Here is a 21226-nt window from a genome sequence, read left to right on the forward strand (position 1 = left end):
GTGAGCTAGGTGGATCGCCGGTTAGCCTTCGGCGAGCAGGCGAAGTGCTCGCAGGCCGGGCAAGAAGGCGTAGGCCCCTCCTCTGACCCGGGTAAACCGGGGCAGGCCACGCAGTGTTTTCCTGATCGGCCTTTTCTGGATGGTCATGTTGTAGGAGCCGTCGTGATCGCCCGTGATCGGATCTTTGTCGTGGTCCAGGCCAAGAAACTTGGGGGCGTTGATCCATTCCCTCTGCACAAACTCGAACTGCCGCTCGATATCTGCGCAACCGAAGAAGAGGGCCAGCCCGCGATCCATTCCGTCATCGGGTGACCCTTCTGGGAGCAGCGGTCCGTACGGGAGTCCCCAGCGGATCAGCCGACGTCGCTGGATGTTGCCGATCGTGTCTCGTGGGTTGACGCGTCGGATGTGGGCGCCGATGGGACAGGCGAGTCCCCGCGGGTCCATCTGCCCGTAGTTGAAGTTGTTGTTGCGCTCCGGGTCCGCGACCAGCTCCGGGTCATCGTGGTGGGGCGCCAATACCAGTGGGGCGCCACTGCGCCAGCGCCCCAACAGTTTTGCGGCCAGTAGTTCCTGCTCGTCACGCGTGGCAGCGTGGCGCCTCAGGAATTCCCGGAAGGCGATGACATCCTCGTAGAGTTGCCGATAGGCGAGGAAGCTGCCGTTGCGGCTGAGCCATTCCGGCTGCGGGAGGGATGGAATGGAGCTGGTTTCGTCGGGATAGCCGAGCACGAACTCGCCGGGCTTGACGGCAGGACCGCTGCCGGGGGGTGGCTCGATTCCGGTTCCCTCGACATAAATCCTGGAGATCCCGTCCTGATAGCCGAAGTGCTCGCGCCTTGTCTCCGGTAGCGCGACATCGAGTTCGGACAGGATGCGGACGCCGCTTGACGCTATAAGCGAGTGGATTTCCTCGATCTGCTGAGTGCGTTCAGTGAGGTCCGCGCCGAAGAGCAGAAGCAGTGCATGGAGATCGGAGCTTGCCAGGCCGCCAACCCAGTGATCGGGATGGCTTTCTCCATGGTCGCCAAGTTCTTCCGCACGGGCTGGCATGCCTACCCGGAACGCTTCCGGAAAGCTCTGGAGCGATGCCTCGTCGACGCCCAGCGCGCGCAACCCGCTGCACGTGAGTGCCAGGTGTACGCGCGACGTGGGCGGTACGATCACGGGCTCGGCCGAGCAGAGCTTGTCGACGACCCGCGCGAGGAATGCCCGTGCTTGGTCAGGGTGGCGGAATGTGAGGAAGAAGTATTGGCCGCAGGGCATGGGCACCGACCCCAGCAGCAAGCCCTGGATGTCGTCGAGCTCAAGAACGAATGACGTATTCTTCAACACAGGACGAACGCCTCGCTCGGCAGTCTGAATCCACACGGCAGCGCGAGAGGGGGCATGCGGCGAAGCCCGCGACCAACCCTCCTCCCGGCGCTGGCTCTTGTCCAGGAAACACAAGAGACGCTGCGCAAAGAGCTTCCGTCAGCCGCAGCCGGCTACTGGAAGTCCTCCAGCACGGCCTCCATGTTGGTCCGGATACGCAGCGCCTTTTCGATTTCCTTGCAGGTCACTCCGGGGTAATATGCGTACGTGAGAAGGTCCGGGACCCTGTGAGACTTCCAGAATTCTATGAACCCCTCACGGTCATTCGGACCCGGCCAGCCTTCGCAGTAGCGCAAGACTGCATCAAATCCCAGTCCGCCGAGAGTGACAGTATAGAAGTCGTCGAGGTAGGGCTCGATGTCGCCGTCGAAATGACTGGCGAAAAGGAAGGTATCATCATTGAGGATCGCAATGCGCCAGAAATGCACGGTGCCGACCTGTGCAAGCGAACCATTTGGGTCCTCAATGTTATTGGCGTTCGCGGCCGCTGCTTCGCGAAGCGCGTCCGCCTGTCCCGGCTTGATCTTGGCTGCGAGGAGGAACGCCGTCGTGGAAGGCGCCGCGGATCCTTGCGTGGCCTCTGCCTGTTGTGCAGCCATGGCTTCTCCTGCTGATCAATATGGTGGGAGTAGCTCAAATAGTCCAGCCGGCCTTGGCCGACCGGCGTCGATCCGCCGTCAACCTAAGCGAGAGAGAGGCGTACTGGTATGCGAACTCAGGCATACAGTCCGGCCCAAGCACGACGCCCGTCTCGCGGTTGGCGACGAGGCTCCGTGATTGCCACACCATTCTACGGCGAGAGGAGAACGACGGGCAGGTGAGCCAAGGCCGACAGTGAGCTGTGGCAGGACAGCCACAGTCTGCGAAGTACGGGGTTCCGATCGAGCCGGGCGCCCACTCCACCCCAGCTCGGCGAGCGCGTGCAGCTGGTGGCTGTCGCGCTTGTCGCGGCGGGCCTTCTCGTTCCCGATCCAGAGCCGGTGAGGTGCTCGGTGCCGCGGTGGAAGACCTCGACGGTGCTCCGGGATGCCCGCCTTCTCCAGCTGCCGCACGCGGTCGGCGTCCATGTCCCCGCGGGCGTTGAAGCGCCGCTTTCCGGCGATCCACTGCCCGAGCGGGAAACCAGCCCGGCCGGTGTCTGCAGTTCGGCTGGGGCGTGGGCCCGCGCATCGGCGGCCAGCAGACCGGGCTGTTCTGCGCGTGGCTGTCGTGGTCGCGGTTCCGGGTGGTGATCCCGGCTGCTGACACGAGCACACCCTGTGCGTTGGGTGGTCCCGCTCGATAGGCGGACTGCTCGGGACGGACTTACGGTCGAGCAGGGGGCGCTGGACCGACGCGGAGCAACTGCTTGCGCCCCTTACGCGCCGGCGGAAGGAGATGGTCCATCCGCCATCGCCACGGCTTCTGGATCCGTTGTTCTGGACACTCTGGCCGCGATGGCGGTCAACCGCCGAACAGTTCCAGGATGTCCTGGTCCCCTTCGCCGCCATCGTGGGCACTGCCCGCGTCATGACGGCGGCGGGCGATATCGCCAGAGCACTCGGCATCGCCATCACGGAGGCCGAGGCCCAGGCCCGGGGCTGAGAACAGCCTTACCCGGTAGCGGCCGCCTTGGCTCGCCTGCGCAGGACCGCCGGTGCCAACGGCGCTACGGCGGGTGCCCCGATACCCGCAGGGCCAGACAGGAGGGCCTTCAATGCGCGAGGACTCGACCCCGAAGACAGCGATGAGAGTGGCTCCCGACTCCACGCCCGAGGAGCGCGCGGCCTTCGGCAAGCGGGCCAGGCGCCGCTCGCCCCGATCGGGACACGCCGTGTTCCAGCCGTCGCAGGGCCGCCCGGACCCGCTGGCGATCCTGGAGGAGCAGTCCGCGGCACGGGTGCCCGAGCTCGTGCCGATCCGCTACAGCCGGATGATCGAGTCCCCCTTCCGTTTCTACCGTGGCGCAGCCGCGATCATGGCGTCCGACCTGGCCGGCAGCCCGGACTCGGGGATCAGTGCCCAGCTGTGCGGGGACGCGCACATGCTGAACTTCCGGCTGCTCGCGTCGCCGGAGCGCGACTTGATGTTCGACATCAACGACTTCGACGAGACACTGCCGGGCCCCTGGGAGTGGGACGTCAAGAGGCTGGCGGCCAGTCTCGTCATCGCGGGCCGGGCGAACGGCTTCGACGATGCCGAGCGCGCCGACATCGTGACCTGCGCAGTCCGTTCGTACCGCGAGGCGATGAGGCTCTTCGCGCGCATGGGCAACCTCGACGTCTGGTACGCGAAGATCGACGCAGAACGCCTCCAGGCCCTGACCGCGGACCAACTCCACAAGCGCGGCCGGAAGAAGCTGGGCAAGGCGCTGGCCAAAGCCCGCACTCGTGACAGCCTGCAGGCCTTCGACAAACTCTCCGAGATGGTCGACGGCCGGCCCAGGATCGCGGCCGACCCGCCGCTTCTCGTGCCGATCGGCGACCTGCTGCCGGAGGTTGAGCGCAGCGCGCTGGAGCGCCAGTTCCAGGGCCTCGTGGAGCGCTACGGCCGTACTCTTCCCTCCGACCGGCGCACGCTCCTGGCGGACTACAAGCTGGCGGACGTCGCCCGCAAGGTGGTCGGCGTCGGGAGCGTCGGCACACGCTGCTGGATCTTCCTGCTCCTCGGCCGGGACGGCCGTGACCCGCTCTTCCTGCAGGCCAAGGAGGCCGACACCTCCGTGCTCGCCGCCCACGTCGGCGCAAGCCAGTACAGCCATCAGGGAGAGCGAGTGGTCTCGGGCCAGCGATTGATGCAAGCCGCCAGCGACATCTTCCTCGGCTGGGAGCGGGTGGAAGGGATCGACGGCAAACAGCGCGACTTCTACGTCCGCCAACTGCGTGACTGGAAGGGGGTCGCCATTGCGGAGAGGATGTGGCCAACGGCCATGCAGGCGTTCGGTGAGCTGTGCGGGCGCACGCTGGCTCGCGCGCATGCACGCTCCGGGGACCAGATCGCGATCGCCGCATACCTCGGCAGCGGCGACTCGTTCGACCGGGCGCTCGCGGCGTTCGCGGAAGCATACGCCGACCAGAACGAACGTGACCACCAGTCCCTGATCGACGCGGTGCGCGCGGGCCGGCTGCCCGCCGAGCTGCCGACCACCTGACCCGGCGGGTGCAACGCGAATCGCCGGCCAACGCGTTTGGTCTGGGCTCTGCCGCTTCTCTCACCAGGAACGTCAGGGGAGGCGCTCTCACTGGTTGTCTGCGGGCGATGGTGACGATCTGAGCGGCGGCGAACAGGCGAGGCCGCAGGCCGCGGGGTTCCCAGAGCCCGGTCTTTCCGGCTGATGATCGGTGCCGGCGGCGGCCGTGCTCCGCGCCGCTACCCGGCTTCGGCCTGGCATCCGGGCTGGCTGTGGGACTGGCAGCAGCAGGTGCGGCGGTACTACGCCTTCCGATCGCGGCCATGATCCTGGCGACACTCCTGGGGCCTGATGCTGCGTCGCAGATGCCCGTCCTCATCGTTGCGTCGTTGCCTCGGTGGTGTCCTTCGTGCGCGCGGAACTGCTACGCGGTCGCCGAACGCTGCGAATGCCCGCGCGGTGAGGGCCGGCCGCTGAGCTCCGGTTATGCGGACGGGTCCTTATGCGGACGGGTCCAGGGGTGCCGCCGGGCCTCGGTGAGGGAGCAGACGCACCGCGCCGACTGCGGTCCGCCCTGGCCTTGTCCAGCCCTCGTCTCAGCCCACTCGCCGGGGAGGCCAGGGCGCGTCTGCCCCGGCTTGGGCATAGGCCAGGTTCAGGGCGGCCGCGATGACTCCAAGATGGCTGAACCCCTGAGGGAAGTTGCCGAGCAGCTCCCCGGTGTCAGGGTCGATCTCCTCCGCCAGCAGGCCGAGGTCGTTGGCGCAGTCCAGGACGCCGGCGAGGTACTTCTCTGCTGCTTCGGTGCGGCCGGCACGTGCCAGGGCGGACGCCAGCCACAGGGTGCAGAAGACGAACGAGCCCTCCTCGCCCGACAGGCCGTCCGCCCCAAGGTAGCGGTAGACGTGGCCGTTGCGGGTCAGCTCGGCTTCCGTACGTTCGATCGTGGCAAGGATTCTGGGATCGTTCCCCGGCAGGAACCCCCGCAGGCTGACCTGCAGCGAGGACGCGTCGAGTTCGTCGTGGTCGAACGCCTGGAGAAAGGCACCGGTCTTGGCGTCAACACCCCTGGTCTCCAGAGCCGTCCGGATCTCCTGGCGGGCTTCCTCCCAACGCTCCCGCAACCCCGGCTCCTGAGCCAGCTCGGGGGAAATATCGAGGAGGCGGATGCCGCAGTCGACAGCCGCCCATGCCATCAGTTTGGAAAAGACGAAATGCCGGCGCCCGCCCCGGATCTCCCAGATACCCTCGTCGGCCTCCTCCCAGCGCTTGATGTTCAGCTCCACCACGTCGCGCAGGAACCGCCCGCCGCGCGGGGCGACGGTCTGTTGGCCGCGCAGCTTCAGGACGAGCAGCGTAGCTTCCATCAATTCGCCGTAGGTATCGAGCTGGAACTGGTCCCACGCGCCGTTTCCCACCCGGACCGGACGAGAAGCGCGGTAGCCTTCCAGATGGTCCAGGTCCACCTCGTGCAGCAGCCGCTCACCTCCGAGGCCGTACATGATCTGCAGGTCCTCGGCCCGGCCGGCGGTCGTGCGCAGCAGCCATTCACCGAATCGATCCGCCTCCTCTAGATATCCGAGGGCGCCCAAAGAGCCCAACATCGCCGCGGAGTCGCGCAGCCAGGTGTAGCGGTAGTCCCAGTTGCGTTCTCCACCGATCTCCTCGGGGAGCGAGGTGGTAGGGGCCGCGGCCAGAGCACCGGTCTCGTCGTAGATGAGTCCCTTGAGCACGAGCGCGCTACGTACCACGGCGTCCCGGTGAGGGCCCTGGTAGGTGCACCGCGCAGCCCAGTTACTCCAGAACCCCACGGTTTCCGCCAGCCTGCCATTCAGTTCGACGGGGGAAAGGCGCTCGACGGTCAGGGCCCCGGCCTGCGCATAGGAAAGAGCCACATAGGCGACCTGCCCCTCCGCCAGGGTCCCCCGAGCGGTGCAATTGCCGAGGTTGTCGACGATGAGCGGTGCCAGCCCGCTCTGCAGAAGAAGGGAGTCCGGGCCGCCGGTGACCACGGCCAGATCTTCGCCGGCGAGTTCCATGTACGGGACGGTCATCCCGTACTCGAATCTGGGGGCGAACTGCAACTCCACGTCGACAGTACCCGACTCGCCGCGCACCACGCGCAGCAGCAGTCCTTCTGGTGGCCGCCGCTCGACCCGGCCGGGGCGAGTGAGGTCGTCACGCACCACCAGGCAGTCCGTCACCGTCACGACTCCGGCGCCCGTGTCGAAGCGGGTCTCCAGCACGTTGGTGTCCGGCAGGTAGCGACGTGTGGTGGTGAACTGTGCCACCGGGGCGATGCGGAAGTACCCGCCCCGGCCCCGGTCCAGTATGCGGGCGAAAACCGATCGCCCGTCGAAGCGGTGGAAGCACGCCCATTCCACCGATGCATCCCGGCTCACCAGCGCCACGGAGTGGCAGTCGCTGAGGAAGGCATAGTCAGCGATCGGCGGGTAGTCGGTCTGGGCCATGGCGTTCAACTCCCTCAGGACATGAAGTCCACGATCACCTTGATGTCGTTCTGGTCCCGCTCCAGCGCCTGATCGATGTCGCGCGGGGCCACTCGCCGTGTCACAAGGCCCTCCAACCAGCCCCGGTCGGCTCGGGCGAGCGCCCTGGCGGCCAGGTAGTAGTGCCGGCGGTTGGCGTTGACGGAGCCGAATACCGCGAGGTTCCGCAGAACGGCCGACGCGGCGAGCCCGCCCTCGATGCCGCCTGCGGACCCGCCCGTCAGCGAGCCGACGCCGGTAAGGCAGACAAGCCCGCCCGCGGCGACCACCTCGGCGGACTGCCGGATCAGGGCGGGCACCCCGGTGCACTCGACGACGATGTCGGGGCTCAGCCCCAGGTCTGTGACCGCTCCCGTGTGGTACTGCGCCCCGAGCGCCTCGACAAGCTCGGGCTTCGAGCCTGCTGTGACGCGGTCCAGGACATGCACCTCGAACCCTCGCTGCCGACCCAGGAGCGCCGCGAGGAGCCCGATCGGCCCGGCACCGACGACAAGGACCAACTGAGGGTCCCAGAACGTCCGATGGCCGATCGCGACAAGGTGCTCCCACGCCTTGGCGACCACCGAGGCGGGCTCCAGCAGCACGCCCAGCACGCCCAGCACGCCGAGCTCCGGGTCCACCTTGACCAGGTAGTCGGGATCGCTGCGCCAGCGGTCGGCCATGAACCCATCGCGTTCCTTGATTCCGCGCTCCGTGTAGCGGCCGTTGGAGCACATGTCCCATTCGCCCACGGCGCAGTTCGGACACGGTTCCGGGTCGGGCATGCGGACGATTCCCACCACGTGGTCGCCGACGGCGGGACCTCGAGCGCCGCCGTGGATCACGCGGCCGAGGGATTCGTGTCCGAGAACCAGCCGGTCATTCCCTGGCGGCGCCCACCCGTACTGGCCGTCGGCGATCTCCGCGTCTGTGCCGCAGATACCGACGGCGAGCGACTCCATGACCACGGACCCGGACTCGGCCCCCGGATCGGCGATCTCACTCAGCTCCAGTGAGCCGCGGTTCCCGGGTGCCACCGTCACAGCACGCATGACCGCCTCGATTCTGATTCAGCCGCCGGCCCACACGGCGTCCCGGCGTCCCGGGCTGGCTGTCCAGGTCGCAAGCATCTTGGCCTTCGCCTGCTGGTACTCCTCCTCACCAATGTCCCTCTGTCTCCTCAGATCGGCGAGTCTTGCCAGGTTTTCCGACCAACGGGTGCCGGAGAGGTCCCCTTCCGGCGGCTCAGCGCAGTAACGAGGAGAGTTTTTGCAGTGGGTGGCGACAGGTTCTTGCACTGGGGTTTGACCCGGGGCGCGTAAGTACCGAGGACGTGGGCGATGTCGGCCGCTCCATGCCGGTGACGCCGGGCCGGTCGCTGTGTCTGCCGTAGGACCACCTGGTCCTGAAAGGGCTCCTGAAGGCGAAGTGGAACAAGCTGTGGCGGCCGAGCCTGGAGCCACTACTAAGCGAGAGAGGCGAATTCGTTTGCGAACTCAGGCATACAGTCCGGCCTACTGAGGTTCTCGGGTTGTCGTCGGGTAGTGACGGTTGGTGATCCCTGCGGTATGCCGGTGAGGTGAGGTATCCAGAGGGTGGGGGCCTGACCGCTGAGCGTCGGGCGTTTCGCGAGGGGATCCGGCTTCAGGCCGGCGACAGGTTCGCGGCGGGTGAGAAGACCGCGGTGATCGCGAAGGATCTGCGGGTGAGTGTGCGGTCGGTGGAACGCTGGCGCCGCGCCTGGCGCGAGGGCGGCATGGAGGCCTTGCGCTCCGCGGGTCCGGCGAACTCCCCGACAGTCACCGACGCCCAGTTCGCCGTACTCGAGGAAGAACTCGGCAAGGGACCGGCCGTGCACGGCTTCGACGATCAGCGGTGGACCCTGACCCGGGTCCAGACGGTGATCCGCCGTCGTCTGAAGCTGAGCCTGTCGGTGGCGACAGTGTGGCGGTTGCTGAAACGGCACGGCTGGACCTGGCAGGCACCCGCCCGCAGAGCCCTCGAACGCGACGAGCACGCGGTGGAGCTGTGGAAGAAGGAGGTGTGGCCCCAGGTAAAAGGCTCGCGGCGGCGTGTGACGGCTGGATCGTCTTCGAGGACGAGGCCGGCTTCTCGATGACACCGCCTCGGGCCCGCACCTGGGGCCGGCGCGGACACACCCCCGTCATCCGGGTGAGAGGCAGGTCCCGCCGCCGGACCTCGGTCGCCGCCCTGTGCTGCTACAAAGCTGGTGAGAAGAGCCGTCTCATCCACCGGCCCCGCACCCATCTCCTGCTCAAGGGCGCCCGCAGGAGCTTCTCCTGGCAGGACTACCGCGACCTGCTCGTTCGGGCACACATCCAGCTCGGCGGACCCATCGTGGTCGTCTGGGACAATCTCAGCACCCATCTGACAGCCGGGCTGAAACGGTATGAAGCCGAGCACGACTGGCTCACCACCATCCGCCTCCCGCCGTATGCACCCGACCTGAATCCCGTTGAGGCCGTCTGGTCACTCGTGCGCAGAGCGATGGCCAACACCGCTTTCGACACACCCGACGGCCTCGACCGCACACTCCGCCGAGAGTTACGAAGGATCCAGCTCCGGCCCCACCTGATCAACGGGTGCCTCACCGCAACAGGCCTGACCCTCGCCCCACCGACCCCACCCTGAAAATCTCAGTACCTCGGCTGTGCGCCGCTGGATGCCACAGTGGACCAACTGGTGCGCGTCGCGGGCGCCCGGTGGGCGATCGAGGAGTGTTTCCAGGCGGCGAAGAACGGTGCGGCCTGGATGAGTACGAGGTTCGCCGCTATGTCGGCTGGTACCGGCACATCACCCTGGCCATGCTCGCCCACGCCTTCCTCGCCGTGATGAGCACGCGAGCAGCCGAAAAGGGGGGTCCACCGGTGAGGAGGTCGTGGCCATCGAGCTCACTGTGGCGGAAGTGCGGCGACTCCTGGCAGCTCGTACACCCCGCGAACCCTGCGCTTACACCCATGCGTTGAGCTGGTCGCACTGGCGCCGACGACGCCAAGCGGTGGCCCGCCGCTGCCACTACCACCGTCGTGGGCACTCCTTCGAGGGGCAGGCGGGCAGAAGCCGTCCGTGACGGCAGCCTGCCCGCTACACTCCCACCGCTCGACGTTTCCCCAGGTCAAGCCACAAAGTACTGCTGGAGTACTAGGCGCGTGCTTCACCTGCGGCACCGCGCAGAGTGCGGGTCGTGTCTTGCGCATGCGGGCGGCGCGCCGCGTCCTTGTCCAGCAAGGCTGTGAGCAGGGCCGTCAGCGCCCCGGCGCGCCGGGGCGGCGGGAAGGGGTGCTGGCGGATCGCATCGAACAGCTCGGGTTGCGTATCCCCTTGGAACGGCCGGTGTCCTTCGACTGCCTCGTACATGGTGACGCCCAGGGCCCACAGGTCGCTGGCCGGCACCGGCTTGTTGTACAGCTGTTCGGGTGACATGTAGGGGAGCGTTCCGATGACTTTGCCGGCGGTGGTCACGCCGGGGACGTCCAGCATTCGGGAGATGCCGAAGTCGGTGAGTATCACCCGGGCGTCGCAGACAAGGATGTTGCCAGGTTTCAGATCGCGGTGGATCACCCCGGCAGCGTGCACGTGTGCAAGGGCATCGGCCACCTGGGCGCCCAAAGCGGCGGCATGCTTCCAGGGGAGCGGGCCTTCGTCGCGCATCAGCACATCCAGGCCGGTGCCGGGGACATACTCCATGACGATCCAGGGAGTGCCTTGGAAGTGGAAGGCGTCGTGGACCGCGACGATGTTCTGATGGCGCATCCGCGCCGCGGCCTGCGCCTCAATCTGCATCCGCGCAGTCAGCGACGCGCGTTCCGAGAGGGTCATTGCGGACTCGAAAAGGATCTCCTTGACGGCGACGGGCCGCTTAAGCCGCTGATCGTGGCCGCGCCACACACGTGCCATTCCGCCCTGGCCGATCAGTGCGGTGAGCAGGTAGCGGTCATCGACCAGCAGCCCTTCGTGTCCGGCCAGGTGTCTCGCGGCTGAGACGGTGGGTGCCTCATGCCGGGTGCGCAAGGCGTGGTGCAGGCGGCCTGTCTCGCTTGCTGCTGGTCGGCGGGTGGCTCGGGCCCGTTCCCGATCCTGGGCCTTCTCTTCCCCGCCGCTTTCCCGCTCCTGGTCTCGATCCCGGTCCCATTCCCAAGTCGGGCCCAGTTCCGCCGGGAGGGGCGCGGGCGCTACGGCCCTCGCGCCGTTCGGGCGGGCGATGCCGAGAATCTCCCGCAGTCGTTCGCGCCGTTGCTCCCAACCCAAGACCGCCCCGTCGGCGAGTCCTACGACCAGCTGTGGCACGCCGGCAAACTCCTGCCGCTGCGTGAGGAGGTGCTTCACCAACCGTGCCGCCGCCATGTGCTCGAAGCGGGGGACGTCCGGCCGACGGCCCATGACCCGAAGAGGGCCAGCAACGCCCGTGTCCGGCTCCCAGCGCGGCACGGACATCAGCCGCAAGGGATGGGTGTCCACCGTGTCGTAGGTGGCGAACGTCCACTGCCCGTCCAACCAGTCATGGAAGATCATGAACAGCCCGAGATAGACCAGCGGCACCGCGTCCCGGTCCGGCCAGCCGACCGGTGTCTGCTCCTCCAGGAGCAGCGACACCCGCTGCGTTGGATCGCGCAGCAGCTCCGCGGTGACCAAGACCAACGCCTGCTGGACCGTGGGTAGCAGTTCCATCATCTCAGGCAGCCGACGGATCGCCAGCTCGTCGAGTGCCTCGCGATTGACCTCCGCGAGATGCCCACGCGCCAGCTCGGCCTTCTCCTGACTGTGCCAGCCGCCGTACGACAGGCCAAGGCACCACCGGGTCTTCATGATCTCTGGGGCGCCGATCAGGACGTGGCTGATCGTCATGGGTCGTCCGCCCCGGTCAACGGTGGGCCAGCGCTGGACGAGCATGATGTCCCCGTCGCGCGACTGCGTGCGCACGACGCTCGGACCTGCCGTCGCCGCACGGGAAAACAGCAAGGGGCCCAGCTCCCGCCCCAGTTCCTCGGCACGCTGGGCCGAGCAGGAGTGAGCGACGGCGTTGACGCCAGTGCCCTCGCGGCCATGGTTGCCGTCCCAATGGAAGGCAACCTGATGCACCGAGAACCTCTTCTGGAAATCGCTCACTGAAGTTCCCCTTGCTGCGGATCACTCGGACCCCTCCCACGCCCTCGCCCCGATCGCGGGCGCCTCCCCTCCACCACAGTGAACCCCCAGCCCACCCGTGCACACGACTAAAGACATTCACATTCGCCATGCCCGTGGCCCGGCACTTCAGCAAGCAGTGCACCGAATCCGTGCGCTTGCGGATCGAGACGGGCACGCAGTACACCGGGCGTCGGCCTAGGACCCACAGAATCTCGCCTTTGACGAGCTCCAGTCCCTGGTGCACCGCTCGCCCGTAGATATCGTTGCACCGCTGTATCCGTCGCCGCGACGGATTCGGCATATCGAGTCGTCGTACCGCCCATTGGGGCCAGCGTCTCTGGGGCGGCGACGCACGGACCTCGGCGGGGACATCCAGTTCCCCGATGTCCATCCGGATCAGGTGGCCGCGCTTGCCCGCCGCCGGGACCTGCCCGCCCTCCTCGACCGGCACGTCCCCCTGGGCCCGGACCAGGCCGCGCGCCGACTCGGGGTCCGCCGCGTCGACTTTACCGACCGTGTCGTGCGGCTCGGTTGGGTCGCCCCGGCCGGATCGGTGGAGATCGACTACAAGCGCCACGGCGGCGTCACCGTGGTCCCGCTGTACTGCGCCGAGGACGTCGCCCTGCTCCCGGTCGTCCGTCTCCTGGTCGACTGGCGGGCGGTGCGCACCGCCCCGGCTGGCCGCCGCTCCCCGCTCGCCGCTCTCGACCCGGTTGTCCCGGGCCGGGACAGGGTGCTGCTGGCGGAGGTGGGGCGGATGGCTCGGGTGGGTGGGGCCCGGTGGTGAACTGGCGCCGCCGACACCCCGACTTCCCCCGCCCGGCCGGCGGCACGGAGGTGCATCCGCAGTTCGACCGGCCGACGATCGTTGCCTGGCTGCTTGCCCACGACAAGATCGGGGTGCCCGTGGCCATGCCATCGGCCTCGCTGGTCGTGGCCGGCGCCGGGCGCCGTACGTCCCGGTTCCGGCTCGATGACCCGTGGCTGGTCCTGGCCGACGATGCCGAGGGGGGGACCAGCTGTCCGGCTGGTCCACCGATGCGGACGCCGACGAGCTGGCCGCCCTCAGGGCGGGGGCGTTCGGGGCATCGGTGAGCCAGCTGACTGCGTCGGGAACGGCGCCGTTGGCGGTGCTGGGCGAGGTTCGGGTGATCGAGCGGTTCCGGTCGGGATCGGGCGGCCTGCGGGTGACGCTGGCGTGGCCGGCCGGCCTGCGAGGCACCGCGGACGGGCCATGGCTAGGGTCCGCAAGCGGAAATGGTCCGCCCCTTGTAACTCCTCTTTCTGCCTGCGCTCTGTTCCACGCGATGGCCGGTGGAACAGAGCGCGGTCCCGCCAAAGCTTGCGGTGGATCATGTGACCTCTTTGCGTTAGTTGCGTTAGGCACGTATGTAGCGGGCCGGAGGAAACGACCACCGGCCATCCAGTCATGAGCAGTGGGAGGCGTACATCGTGTTGACCGGTGACTCGTTCAGCAGCAGCACCTTCGCCATCGAGTTGGGCAAGTTTCAGGTCGAGACCGTCCAAAGCGTGTCGGGGCTGCAACTTGGGCAGGACGTCGTCGAAGTCCGGCAGGTCTCACCGAGCGGTGAGCTGCTCACTCGCAAGCAGCCGGAGGCGCGCAAGACCGGCGAGATCACGATCACCCGTGGCATGGACAAGAGCACTGCGTTCACCGACTGGATCAAGGCCACTCTGGTCAATGCCGACCTCGATGCTGCCCGCCAGAGCATCACGATCGCTTTGAAGGATGCGCAGAAGCAGACCGTCCGCCGCATTCACCTCAGCAACGCCTGGGCGTCCCGCTGGGAGGGACCATCGCTGGGGGACTCCGAATCCGGGCCCGCGACGGAGCAGGTGACGATCACCTATGAAGACATGACTGTCGAGTAGCAATCGAGTTCTGTCCGGCGGATCACGTCCGAAGCCATAGCCGGATCGCGGCGACGGTGACGGTGCTTGCCACGCCCGGAAGTTCTTGATCCGGTTGATGGTCCGCTCGACTTCGTTGCGGCGTCGACGGGCGAGGGCCGTGGCCAGGGCGACTGCCGACAGCCAGGCCCCGGGACGCACGTCCCGGGGCCTGGCTGTGTCACTTCGCTGACCGCCTGGCTCAACGACCAGTCGGACGCGGTGTCACGCCCACTCCACGCCCAGTTCGACGAGTGCGGTGCGCTGCTCCTGGGTGAGTTTGTGGCGGCGGGTCTTGGTGTTGGTGATCCACACGCCGAGCTTCACCGGCACCGGGGCGGCCTCGCCTTCCATTCGATGTGCCGGTTTGGTGTCAGTGGGGTGGTGGCAGTGACAGGTCGTCAGTCAGGTGTGTCCGTGCTGGTCGTGTGACCAGGAGGCATGCTCGCCACTGACACGGGGGTGGTGTTCAGAGCCGTTGTCGCTGTCATGGGGCGGTACACGTGCAGGTCGCGTACTGACAGGAACGCGGGAGATCGCACAAGGGAAGGCGGCCAGCAGCGCCCACAGCGAGTGCGCGTACAGGTCCGGCCAATGCCGTGTTGGGGGTTGAGTCACGCATGTGCCGCTGGGCCAAAACGACACCGGCACGCCCCCTGGTGCGGCACGGTGGGGGCCTTCGCCTGGAAGTACTGCTTCACGAGCGGTGTGCGTGGTCAGTCGCTGTTGCGGTGGAGGGGGAAGGTTGCGCGGAAGTGCGCGCCGTGCGGGCTGTCGACGATGCCGAGGGTGCCGTGGTGGGCGGTGGCGATGCGGTGGGCGATGGGCAGACCGAGGCCGGAGCCGCCGGCATCGCGGGTGCGCGCGGCGTCGAGGCGGGTGAAGCGGTCGAAGACCCTGCTGCGGTGCTCGACCGGGATGCCGGGACCGTCGTCGAGGACGTTCAGTACGGCGCGGTCGCCGTCGGCGTTGGGGGCCAGGCGGATGGTGACCGTGCTCGTGGCATGGCGTTCGGCGTTGTCGAGGAGGTTGGCCAGTACGCGGGTGAGGAGCATGGGGGCGCCGTGGACCCTCAGCGGTTCGGGCGCGGTGTGGACGGCCAGCGTGAGGCGGGAGGGCGGCCGGCGGCGTACGGCCTCCTGGCGGACCACACCGGCGAGGTCGACCGGCTGGAACGAGAGCCGGGCCGCGTCCTGGGGATCGAGGCGGGCGAGGAGCAGCAGGTCGGTGGTCAGGTGCTGGAGTCTGACGGTGTCGCCAAGGGCACCGCGGACGACCTCGGGCCAGTCGGCGTTGCGCGGCTGAGCGAGGGCGATCTCCAATTCGGCGCGCAACGAGGCGAGGGGGGTGCGTAGTTCATGGGAGGCGTCCGCGGTAAACCGCCGCTGCTCCTCGACCGTGGTCTGGAGCCGGTCCAGGGTGGAGTTCATGGTGTGCGCCAGGCGGGTGATCTCGTTGTTGCCCTGAGGCAGGGGGACGCGCTGGTCGAGGTGGTGTGCGCTGAGGTCGGCGAACTTCAGCCGGATCGCCTCCATAGGTCGAAGGACGCGTCCTGCGGCGAACCACGCGCTGGCTGCCACGATGGCGGTCATGGCGACAACGGCGGAGGTCAGGAGACTTGTTGTGCTATTGAGTTCGGCCTGTTCGCGCTCCAGAGGGTTGACGGTGACCACCAGGCGCGATAAGTCCGGCTTCGGCCCGCCGAAGGCCGCTATCCGGATCACGCCCGGCTCTCTTGAGGGAGCGGCCCAAGCTGTCAGCGACAGCGATCCGCCATCGGGTTTGCCGAGCCATTCGGGCCAGCCGCCAAGACGGGGGTCACAGGTTCGCTGTGTGATCACGGCGACGCCCTGCTGGTTCCGGTCGAACGGGAACGAGGCGCAGTCGGCGACAGGCTTGCTGTACGCGTCGTCCTCCGGGTGCGCGCCGACTTGGTAGGTATCCTCGCGGGCATCGCGCAGCAGGGACTCCCGCAACAGAACGACCCCTGCCCCAGCGGCCAAGATGAGCGGCACGGCCACCAGTGCCGCCGCAAGGAGGGCGACACGCGCCCGGATCGACAGCTGCCATCGCCGACGAGTCACGGCTGACCACTGCCTACCCGCCCGGCGGTCGCGGCTTCGAGGCGGTACCCGGCGCCCCGGACCGTGTGGATGGTTCGGCAGCCGAAGGGGGTGTCGATCTTGCGGCGCAGTGCACTTATGTAGACCTCGACGATGTTGACGTCTCCGTCATAGGCGTGGTCCCAGACGTGCTCGATCACCTCGCTCTTGGAGACGACCTCTCCGCTGCGGCCGGCGAGGTACTCCAGGACGGCGAACTCGCGGGCCGTCAAAGGCACCGGAGTGTTCCCGCGCAGGCAGCGCCGTGCGGCGGGATCGACCCGGAGGTCGCCGAGCTGTAACACCGCCGGGCGTTCCGGCCGGCCGCGCCGGACCAGGGCCCTCAGCCGCGCCACCAGCGCCACGTAGGAGAAGGGCTTGGTGACGTAGTCGTCCGCACCGGTGTCCAGTCCCTCGGCCTCGTCGTACTCACCGTCCTTCGCCGTCAGCATCAGCACGGGCGTCCACACGCCCGCCTCACGCAGCCCCGCGCACACCCGGAAGCCGTTCAGCCCCGGCAGCATCACATCCAGCACGATCACGTCGTAGCCGTTCACCGTCGCCAGCTCCAGGCCGGCGGTTCCGGTGTGCGCGACGTCCACCGCAAAACCCTCACCCACGAGCCCACGGCGTAACAGCTCCGCCAGCCGCCGGTCGTCCTCGACCACGAGAATCCGCATGGCGACAGCATCGCGTACTGCAGCTGAAGAGAACCTGAAAGGTGTGAATTCCCAAGTAATCGTGAAGTCCTCGGTTGTACGGCCTGGACCATCAGATGCGCCTCGACTTTGGCTCTCCTGACGATCCCTTCGAACTCCATGAGTGGCAGGTCGCCCGCCGAGCTGCGCCGCCGGCGCTCTCCTCGCGTAGTCGGTCGTAGCGTTCGGACGTCCCAGCCGCCTTCGTGTCCGCTAGCCCCGGCACGGTGGACCCAGTTCTACAGCGTGCTCGCCGGGACATCCAGGTCCCGTGCAACCTCTGCGGCCATCCCTGTCACGATCCGCACCGCACCCGCGAGGAACCCCACATTGTATGACGACCTCTTCCCCGCCATGACCCCTCTGGCTTTGTTCACGGGTTGTGAAGCCCGTTCGTCACGGCTTCGGGAGGCACCCGCCGAGGCGGGAGGTCAATCTTCACGAGAAGGGGGCAGTGCGCCGCAGCGGGCCGTGAGACGACGTCGGAGCCGCGCAACCGGTCACCTGGCTCCGTAGCCAGCGCTTTTGTCCTCAGCGACCTGGCTTCCGAGGACGCCCAGACCGCCGGCACCGATTCCTGGCGTTGGGCGGTGCCGTCCGAGGTCACGAACAACGGCTCAGCGCCGACGGCCAGGGTGACTCCCGAACTGCTGTCAAAACGCTGCTCTTCGACGCGTACAAAGCCAACCCCTCAGATTCCCGTCTGGCAATAACTCCACGCTGCGAGAGAGGGTCATGCACCAACGCTCCTGTAATCATCCATCGCTTCGCTGGTAGGACGCTCTTTCAGGAACCTTCAGGATGCCTTCAGGCACGCAGTGGAAGTCTCTTCATCACCTGATTCGAACGGGATCGCAAAGCCGATCTTCCGGGGTGTAGCTGCACGTCGACGTGCGGTCGGGAGGCAGTTCGTTTGCAGCGGGTCAGCATTGCCCAAATTCCGTGGCACATGCTGGACGTCACTCAACGAGAAGAGGTTTCCATGAACACGGAGATCGTGGAGTACGAGGCGCCCGCGATGGTGGACATGGGTGAGTTTTCCGACGTCACCCGCGGCAGCCATCTCGGCTACTACCTGGATTTCATCGGCATGTGGTGGTTCTGATCCATCTACGGCAGAGCTGAGCACCTGCTCTGACGAGTCCGGTGACTCTGGCCGCCGACCGGCCCGAGCGGGTCGAGTCACGCGACCACTGTCGTGCTGGCTCACGGAGAACCCAACTGTTCCTAGACCCCAACTCAAGGAGTTGATCTTCCATGACCATGGAGACCTCGTACGAGACGCCCGCGATGGTGGACGTGGGCGAGTTCGCCGACCTCACCCGCGGCAACTGGCGCGGCCGCTGGGTGGATGTCATCGGCTGGTTCGATTTCTTCTGAGCCGCCTTGCAGAGCTGACACCTGCTCGGATCATTCCAGCAGCGCTGGCCGTCGACCGCCCCAGCGGATCGAGGCACGCGGATGGAGATCCGCCCATGTTCCGCCGGCACTGCCCGTGCTGGCTCACGCAAAACCCAACCCGTTCGCAGAATCCAACTCAAGGAGTTGATCTTCCATGACCACAGAGACCTCGTACGAGACCCCCATGCTCGCTGAGATCGGTGACTTCGCGGACGTCACCCGCGCCACCTACCGCGGATTCTGGGTGGACTTCTTCGGCGGCTGGTGGTTCTGATCCGCCTTCGGCGGAGCTGAGCACCTGCTCTGACCACTCCTGAGCGCCGGCTGGCACGGAGACGATCCGTGCCAGCCGTGCGTCTTCCCCACCTCTTAACTCAACCCCTGTGGAAGGGGCCGGCATGGAATTCTTGGTACTTCCCGATCACCCGAGCGGCGCTGCGGCCCTGGCGCTCACGCCAGCTGCAGGACCACCGACGACACAGGTGATAGAGCACCACTCGGGACGGCCCTGGATCGTGGGCTGCTGGAACGAAGAGGACCTCGTGGTCACCGCCGTGGGCCCGCATCGCGTGGCCCTACTCGGCCGCACCACTGCGGACGCAGCCCTCCTCACCCGGCAGGTGCGCGACGTCCGGTCGGTGCGCGACCTCGACCACCTAGCCGCAACGGCCGCTGGAAGCTTCCACCTCGTGGCGTCAATAGACGGAGAGGTGCGCGTCCAGGGCACGGTGTCGACGGCGTGTCAGACCTACTACGCCACGGTCGCCGGAGTCACCCTGGCCGCCGACCGCCCCCAGGCACTGGCCGACCGGATCGGGGCCAGCATCGACGAGGATCAGGTGGCGCTGGCTCTGCTCTCTCCCTTCGGGCCGCCGTGGCCACTGAGCGAGCGGAGCCTGTGGCGTGGCGTGTGCTCCCCTGCGGCCGGGCACTGCCTTGAGATCGGTCGTGACGGCACAGGGCGCACCCGTCAGTGGTGGACTGCGCCGGAACCGTACCGCCCACTGGGCAACGGCGACACGATCCGGCAGGCACTGACCGAGGCAGTGGCTAGCTGTACCGCAGGCCAAGAGGTCGTGAGTGCCGACATGTCCGGCGGCCTCGACTCCACCAGCCTGTGCTTCCTGGCCGACGCCGACCGCCACGACGCCCACCTGGTGACGGTCCACTACCAGGCGCTGGGCCGGTCTGATGATGACCGGTACTGGACCCAAGCCGAGGCTGCTTTGCCAGGCGCCCGGCACCTCCTGGTCGGCGCCGGTCAGGCCCCAGACTGGTACGCGCCCCTCACTCATGCCGTCCATGACCGAGAAGGCCCCCTGACGTTCGTGCGGACCCGCGCAACCATCGAGCACTCGGCCCGGCTTGCCGCAGCCCACGGCTCGCGACGCCACCTCCAAGGCCTCAACGGTGACGAGCTCTTCCACCCCAGCCTGATGGCCCTGCACGCCCTCGCCCGACGGCAACCCCTGACCGCCCTGCCGCACTTGCGCGCCTTGCGCTCCATGCGCCGCTGGTCACTGACCACCACCGGCCGTACCTTCGCCTCGTCACCCTCCTACGCGCAGTGGCTGGCCGCCTGCAGCAACACCCTTACCGAAGGGCACGACCGCGGCACCGGAGCAGACTGGGAGCCGTTACCGAAGCTCCCGCCATGGGCTACTCCGCATGCCGCGGCGACCGTCCGGCGTCACATCCTCGACGCCCTCGCCGCGACACCGCAGCCATTGGCTGCCCTGCCCGTCCAGCACGAGATGATCCGGCTCAACCGCGTTAACGGCAACGCCACCCGCCGCAGCTCCCATATCGGTGCCCACACCGGTGTCACCTTCCACGCACCCTTCACCGACGATCGTGTCCTGGAGGCCATTCTTTCGGTACGGCTGGAGGACCGGGTGGCCCTGGGCCAGTTCAAGCCCATGCTCGGCACGGCCTTGCGCGGCATTGTTCCCGCCGGCCTGCTCAGCCGCACGACCAAGGCCGACGCCAGTGCCGAGCTCTACGCGGGAGTGCGCCGTCGCCGCGGAGAGCTCCTCAAGCTCATGGACGACTCCCATCTGGTTCGCATGGGCCTCGTCGACGCCTCCATCCTGCGCACCGTCCTGCGAGGCCTGCACGCCGACACCCGGCCCCTGATGCCCTTGGACTCCACCCTCGCCTGCGAACTGTGGCTGCGCAGCCTGTCCCCGGCTGATACCGCCCGGACCACCGCCGTGCCCGTTCCCTCTCCTCGAATCGTCAAGGAAATACAATGACCTTCGCCCTGGCACCTGAAGTGTCCGTCACCGACACCGAGCACGGTACGGTCCTACTCGACGAGCGCACCGGCCGCTACTGGTTGCTCAACGGCACGGGCGCCCTGGCCTTACGCGCCCTGCTCGACGGTACGTCCCTGCAAGGCGTCGTCACCAGCCTGTGCCAACGTTTCCCCGACGCCGAAACAGCCCAGGTCAAACAGGACGTCGACGACCTACTGCATGCCCTGCGCGCCGCCAAGGTGGCCGCGTCATGAGCGGCCAGCTGACTCTCGAACCGTCCACCACCGTTCCGTGGCACCAGCGCCCCGCCGCCCTGGTCACCGTGGCCACCGCCCGGCTGATGGCGCACCTATCGCCGCGACGCCTACGCCAGGTCCTCGAACTCGCGAGCCACGGCGCTCGTCCAGCCGACCTGCCCCAGGCACTGCAAGCACGCAACGCCGTTGTGTCCGTCAGCGTCGCCATCGCCGGGCCCCGCTGCCTGGAGCGATCCATCGCCACTGCGCTGCTGTGCCGCCTGGGCGGCACCTGGCCACAATGGTGCACTGGCGTGACCACTCAACCCTTCACTGCCCACGCCTGGATCGTTGTGGACGGTAACCCGGTTGGCGAAGATCCCGACGCCATCACTGACTTTCATCTGGTGATGTCCGTCCCGGCCCGCTGATGACCCGGCCCACCCCCACGTCACGGGCAATCGTCACCCTGATCCTGCACCGCAGCCAACGAAGACGTC

The 21226-nt window shown here is 67.5% G+C and carries 19 protein-coding genes and 2 pseudogenes; 13 read left to right on the top strand and 8 right to left on the bottom strand.

The annotated features are described in order from the left end of the window. Positions 1–21: 21 nt before the first annotated feature. A complete protein-coding gene (locus OG737_RS33640; protein ID WP_405676398.1) occupies positions 22–1335 on the bottom strand; it encodes a Dyp-type peroxidase in 1314 nt (437 codons plus the stop codon). A 152-nt stretch (positions 1336–1487) separates the two neighbouring features. Continuing rightward, complete coding sequence (locus OG737_RS33645) at positions 1488–1973, bottom strand: hypothetical protein (protein WP_405676396.1); 486 nt, start codon at positions 1971–1973, stop codon at positions 1488–1490. A gap of 847 nt (positions 1974–2820) precedes the next feature. Between OG737_RS33645 and OG737_RS33650 the strand changes: the two are divergent. Together OG737_RS33650 and OG737_RS33655 are read left to right on the top strand one after the other, a co-directional pair. After that, positions 2821–2958, top strand: a pseudogene (locus tag OG737_RS33650) (carboxymuconolactone decarboxylase); the annotation flags it as partial. A 142-nt stretch (positions 2959–3100) separates the two neighbouring features. Continuing rightward, complete coding sequence (locus OG737_RS33655) at positions 3101–4504, top strand: DUF2252 domain-containing protein (protein WP_405681277.1); 1404 nt, start codon at positions 3101–3103, stop codon at positions 4502–4504. 575 nt (positions 4505–5079) lie between these two features. Here OG737_RS33655 and OG737_RS33660 read toward each other — a convergent pair. Continuing rightward, a complete protein-coding gene (locus OG737_RS33660) occupies positions 5080–6954 on the bottom strand; it encodes a glycoside hydrolase family 15 protein (protein ID WP_405922381.1) in 1875 nt (624 codons plus the stop codon). A 14-nt stretch (positions 6955–6968) separates the two neighbouring features. After that, complete coding sequence (locus tag OG737_RS33665; RefSeq protein WP_405922382.1) at positions 6969–7934, bottom strand: alcohol dehydrogenase catalytic domain-containing protein; 966 nt, start codon at positions 7932–7934, stop codon at positions 6969–6971. 617 nt (positions 7935–8551) lie between these two features. On the opposite strand from OG737_RS33665, the gene OG737_RS33670 reads away from it, so the two are divergent. The 3 genes and pseudogenes from OG737_RS33670 to OG737_RS33680 form a co-directional block, all read left to right on the top strand. Continuing rightward, positions 8552–9091 carry a winged helix-turn-helix domain-containing protein gene (locus OG737_RS33670; protein ID WP_405676390.1) on the top strand — a complete coding sequence of 180 codons (540 nt, stop codon included), beginning with the start codon at positions 8552–8554 and terminating at the stop codon, positions 9089–9091. Then, positions 9088–9624 carry a transposase gene (locus OG737_RS33675; protein ID WP_405681276.1) on the top strand — a complete coding sequence of 179 codons (537 nt, stop codon included), beginning with the start codon at positions 9088–9090 and terminating at the stop codon, positions 9622–9624. The genes OG737_RS33670 and OG737_RS33675 overlap by 4 nt, the downstream gene beginning before the upstream one ends. Before the next feature lie 9 nt (positions 9625–9633). Then, a pseudogene (locus OG737_RS33680) lies at positions 9634–9959 on the top strand (IS701 family transposase); the annotation flags it as partial. Between the two features lie 175 nt (positions 9960–10134). Here the strand turns inward: OG737_RS33680 and OG737_RS33685 are convergent. Then, positions 10135–12099 carry a serine/threonine-protein kinase gene (locus OG737_RS33685; RefSeq protein WP_405676388.1) on the bottom strand — a complete coding sequence of 655 codons (1965 nt, stop codon included), beginning with the start codon at positions 12097–12099 and terminating at the stop codon, positions 10135–10137. A gap of 421 nt (positions 12100–12520) precedes the next feature. Between OG737_RS33685 and OG737_RS33690 the strand changes: the two genes are divergently transcribed. Both OG737_RS33690 and OG737_RS33695 read left to right on the top strand, forming a co-directional pair. Further along, the gene (locus OG737_RS33690; protein WP_405676386.1) at positions 12521–12907 is read left to right on the top strand and encodes a hypothetical protein; all 387 of its coding nucleotides are present in this window, start codon (positions 12521–12523) and stop codon (positions 12905–12907) included. A gap of 665 nt (positions 12908–13572) precedes the next feature. Next, a complete protein-coding gene (locus OG737_RS33695; RefSeq protein ID WP_405676384.1) occupies positions 13573–14013 on the top strand; it encodes a phage tail protein in 441 nt (146 codons plus the stop codon). A gap of 243 nt (positions 14014–14256) precedes the next feature. Here the strand turns inward: OG737_RS33695 and OG737_RS33700 are convergent, their stop codons facing one another. From OG737_RS33700 to OG737_RS33710, 3 genes are all read right to left on the bottom strand, one after another. Next, positions 14257–14385, bottom strand: a complete 129-nt coding sequence (locus OG737_RS33700; protein ID WP_405676382.1) for a hypothetical protein — start codon at positions 14383–14385, stop codon at positions 14257–14259. Between the two features lie 362 nt (positions 14386–14747). Then, a complete protein-coding gene (locus tag OG737_RS33705) occupies positions 14748–16007 on the bottom strand; it encodes a sensor histidine kinase (protein ID WP_405676380.1) in 1260 nt (419 codons plus the stop codon). A gap of 104 nt (positions 16008–16111) precedes the next feature. Then, complete coding sequence (locus OG737_RS33710; protein ID WP_405676378.1) at positions 16112–16813, bottom strand: response regulator transcription factor; 702 nt, start codon at positions 16811–16813, stop codon at positions 16112–16114. 1000 nt (positions 16814–17813) lie between these two features. Here OG737_RS33710 and OG737_RS33715 point away from each other — a divergent pair. The 6 genes from OG737_RS33715 (at position 17814) to OG737_RS33740 (ending at position 21157) form a co-directional block, all read left to right on the top strand. Continuing rightward, a complete protein-coding gene (locus OG737_RS33715; protein ID WP_405676376.1) occupies positions 17814–17936 on the top strand; it encodes a lasso RiPP family leader peptide-containing protein in 123 nt (40 codons plus the stop codon). A 152-nt stretch (positions 17937–18088) separates the two neighbouring features. After that, positions 18089–18211 (top strand): lasso RiPP family leader peptide-containing protein, encoded by a 123-nt coding sequence (locus OG737_RS33720; RefSeq protein ID WP_405676373.1) that lies wholly within the window; start codon positions 18089–18091, stop codon positions 18209–18211. Between the two features lie 175 nt (positions 18212–18386). After that, positions 18387–18506 (top strand): lasso RiPP family leader peptide-containing protein, encoded by a 120-nt coding sequence (locus OG737_RS33725; RefSeq protein ID WP_405676371.1) that lies wholly within the window; start codon positions 18387–18389, stop codon positions 18504–18506. A gap of 208 nt (positions 18507–18714) precedes the next feature. Next, positions 18715–20487, top strand: coding sequence for an asparagine synthase-related protein (locus OG737_RS33730; protein ID WP_405922383.1), 1773 nt, complete (start codon positions 18715–18717; stop codon positions 20485–20487). Next, complete coding sequence (locus OG737_RS33735; RefSeq protein ID WP_405676367.1) at positions 20484–20744, top strand: lasso peptide biosynthesis PqqD family chaperone; 261 nt, start codon at positions 20484–20486, stop codon at positions 20742–20744. Before OG737_RS33730 ends, OG737_RS33735 begins: the two co-directional genes overlap by 4 nt. After that, entirely contained in the window at positions 20741–21157 is a 417-nt protein-coding gene (locus OG737_RS33740) for a lasso peptide biosynthesis B2 protein (RefSeq protein ID WP_405676365.1), read from the top strand. The genes OG737_RS33735 and OG737_RS33740 overlap by 4 nt, the downstream gene beginning before the upstream one ends. Positions 21158–21226 lie beyond the last annotated feature (69 nt).

It is taken from the genome of Streptomyces sp. NBC_00122, assembly GCF_045160845.1.
In the GTDB taxonomy this organism is placed as follows: domain Bacteria; phylum Actinomycetota; class Actinomycetes; order Streptomycetales; family Streptomycetaceae; genus Streptomyces.

Excerpts from the sequence above, each read along its gene's own strand:
- OG737_RS33645 (WP_405676396.1), bottom strand. The coding sequence starts at position 1,973 with ATGGCTGCACAACAGGCAGAGGCCACGCAAGGATCCGCGGCGCCTTCC.
- OG737_RS33655 (WP_405681277.1), top strand. The coding sequence starts at position 3,101 with ATGAGAGTGGCTCCCGACTCCACGCCCGAGGAGCGCGCGGCCTTCGGC.
- OG737_RS33660 (WP_405922381.1), bottom strand. The coding sequence starts at position 6,954 with ATGGCCCAGACCGACTACCCGCCGATCGCTGACTATGCCTTCCTCAGC.
- OG737_RS33665 (WP_405922382.1), bottom strand. The coding sequence starts at position 7,934 with ATGGAGTCGCTCGCCGTCGGTATCTGCGGCACAGACGCGGAGATCGCC.
- OG737_RS33675 (WP_405681276.1), top strand. The coding sequence starts at position 9,088 with ATGACACCGCCTCGGGCCCGCACCTGGGGCCGGCGCGGACACACCCCC.
- OG737_RS33700 (WP_405676382.1), bottom strand. The coding sequence starts at position 14,385 with ATGGAAGGCGAGGCCGCCCCGGTGCCGGTGAAGCTCGGCGTGTGGATC.
- OG737_RS33710 (WP_405676378.1), bottom strand. The coding sequence starts at position 16,813 with ATGCGGATTCTCGTGGTCGAGGACGACCGGCGGCTGGCGGAGCTGTTA.
- OG737_RS33715 (WP_405676376.1), top strand. The coding sequence starts at position 17,814 with ATGAACACGGAGATCGTGGAGTACGAGGCGCCCGCGATGGTGGACATG.
- OG737_RS33720 (WP_405676373.1), top strand. The coding sequence starts at position 18,089 with ATGACCATGGAGACCTCGTACGAGACGCCCGCGATGGTGGACGTGGGC.
- OG737_RS33725 (WP_405676371.1), top strand. The coding sequence starts at position 18,387 with ATGACCACAGAGACCTCGTACGAGACCCCCATGCTCGCTGAGATCGGT.
- OG737_RS33735 (WP_405676367.1), top strand. The coding sequence starts at position 20,484 with ATGACCTTCGCCCTGGCACCTGAAGTGTCCGTCACCGACACCGAGCAC.
- OG737_RS33740 (WP_405676365.1), top strand. The coding sequence starts at position 20,741 with ATGAGCGGCCAGCTGACTCTCGAACCGTCCACCACCGTTCCGTGGCAC.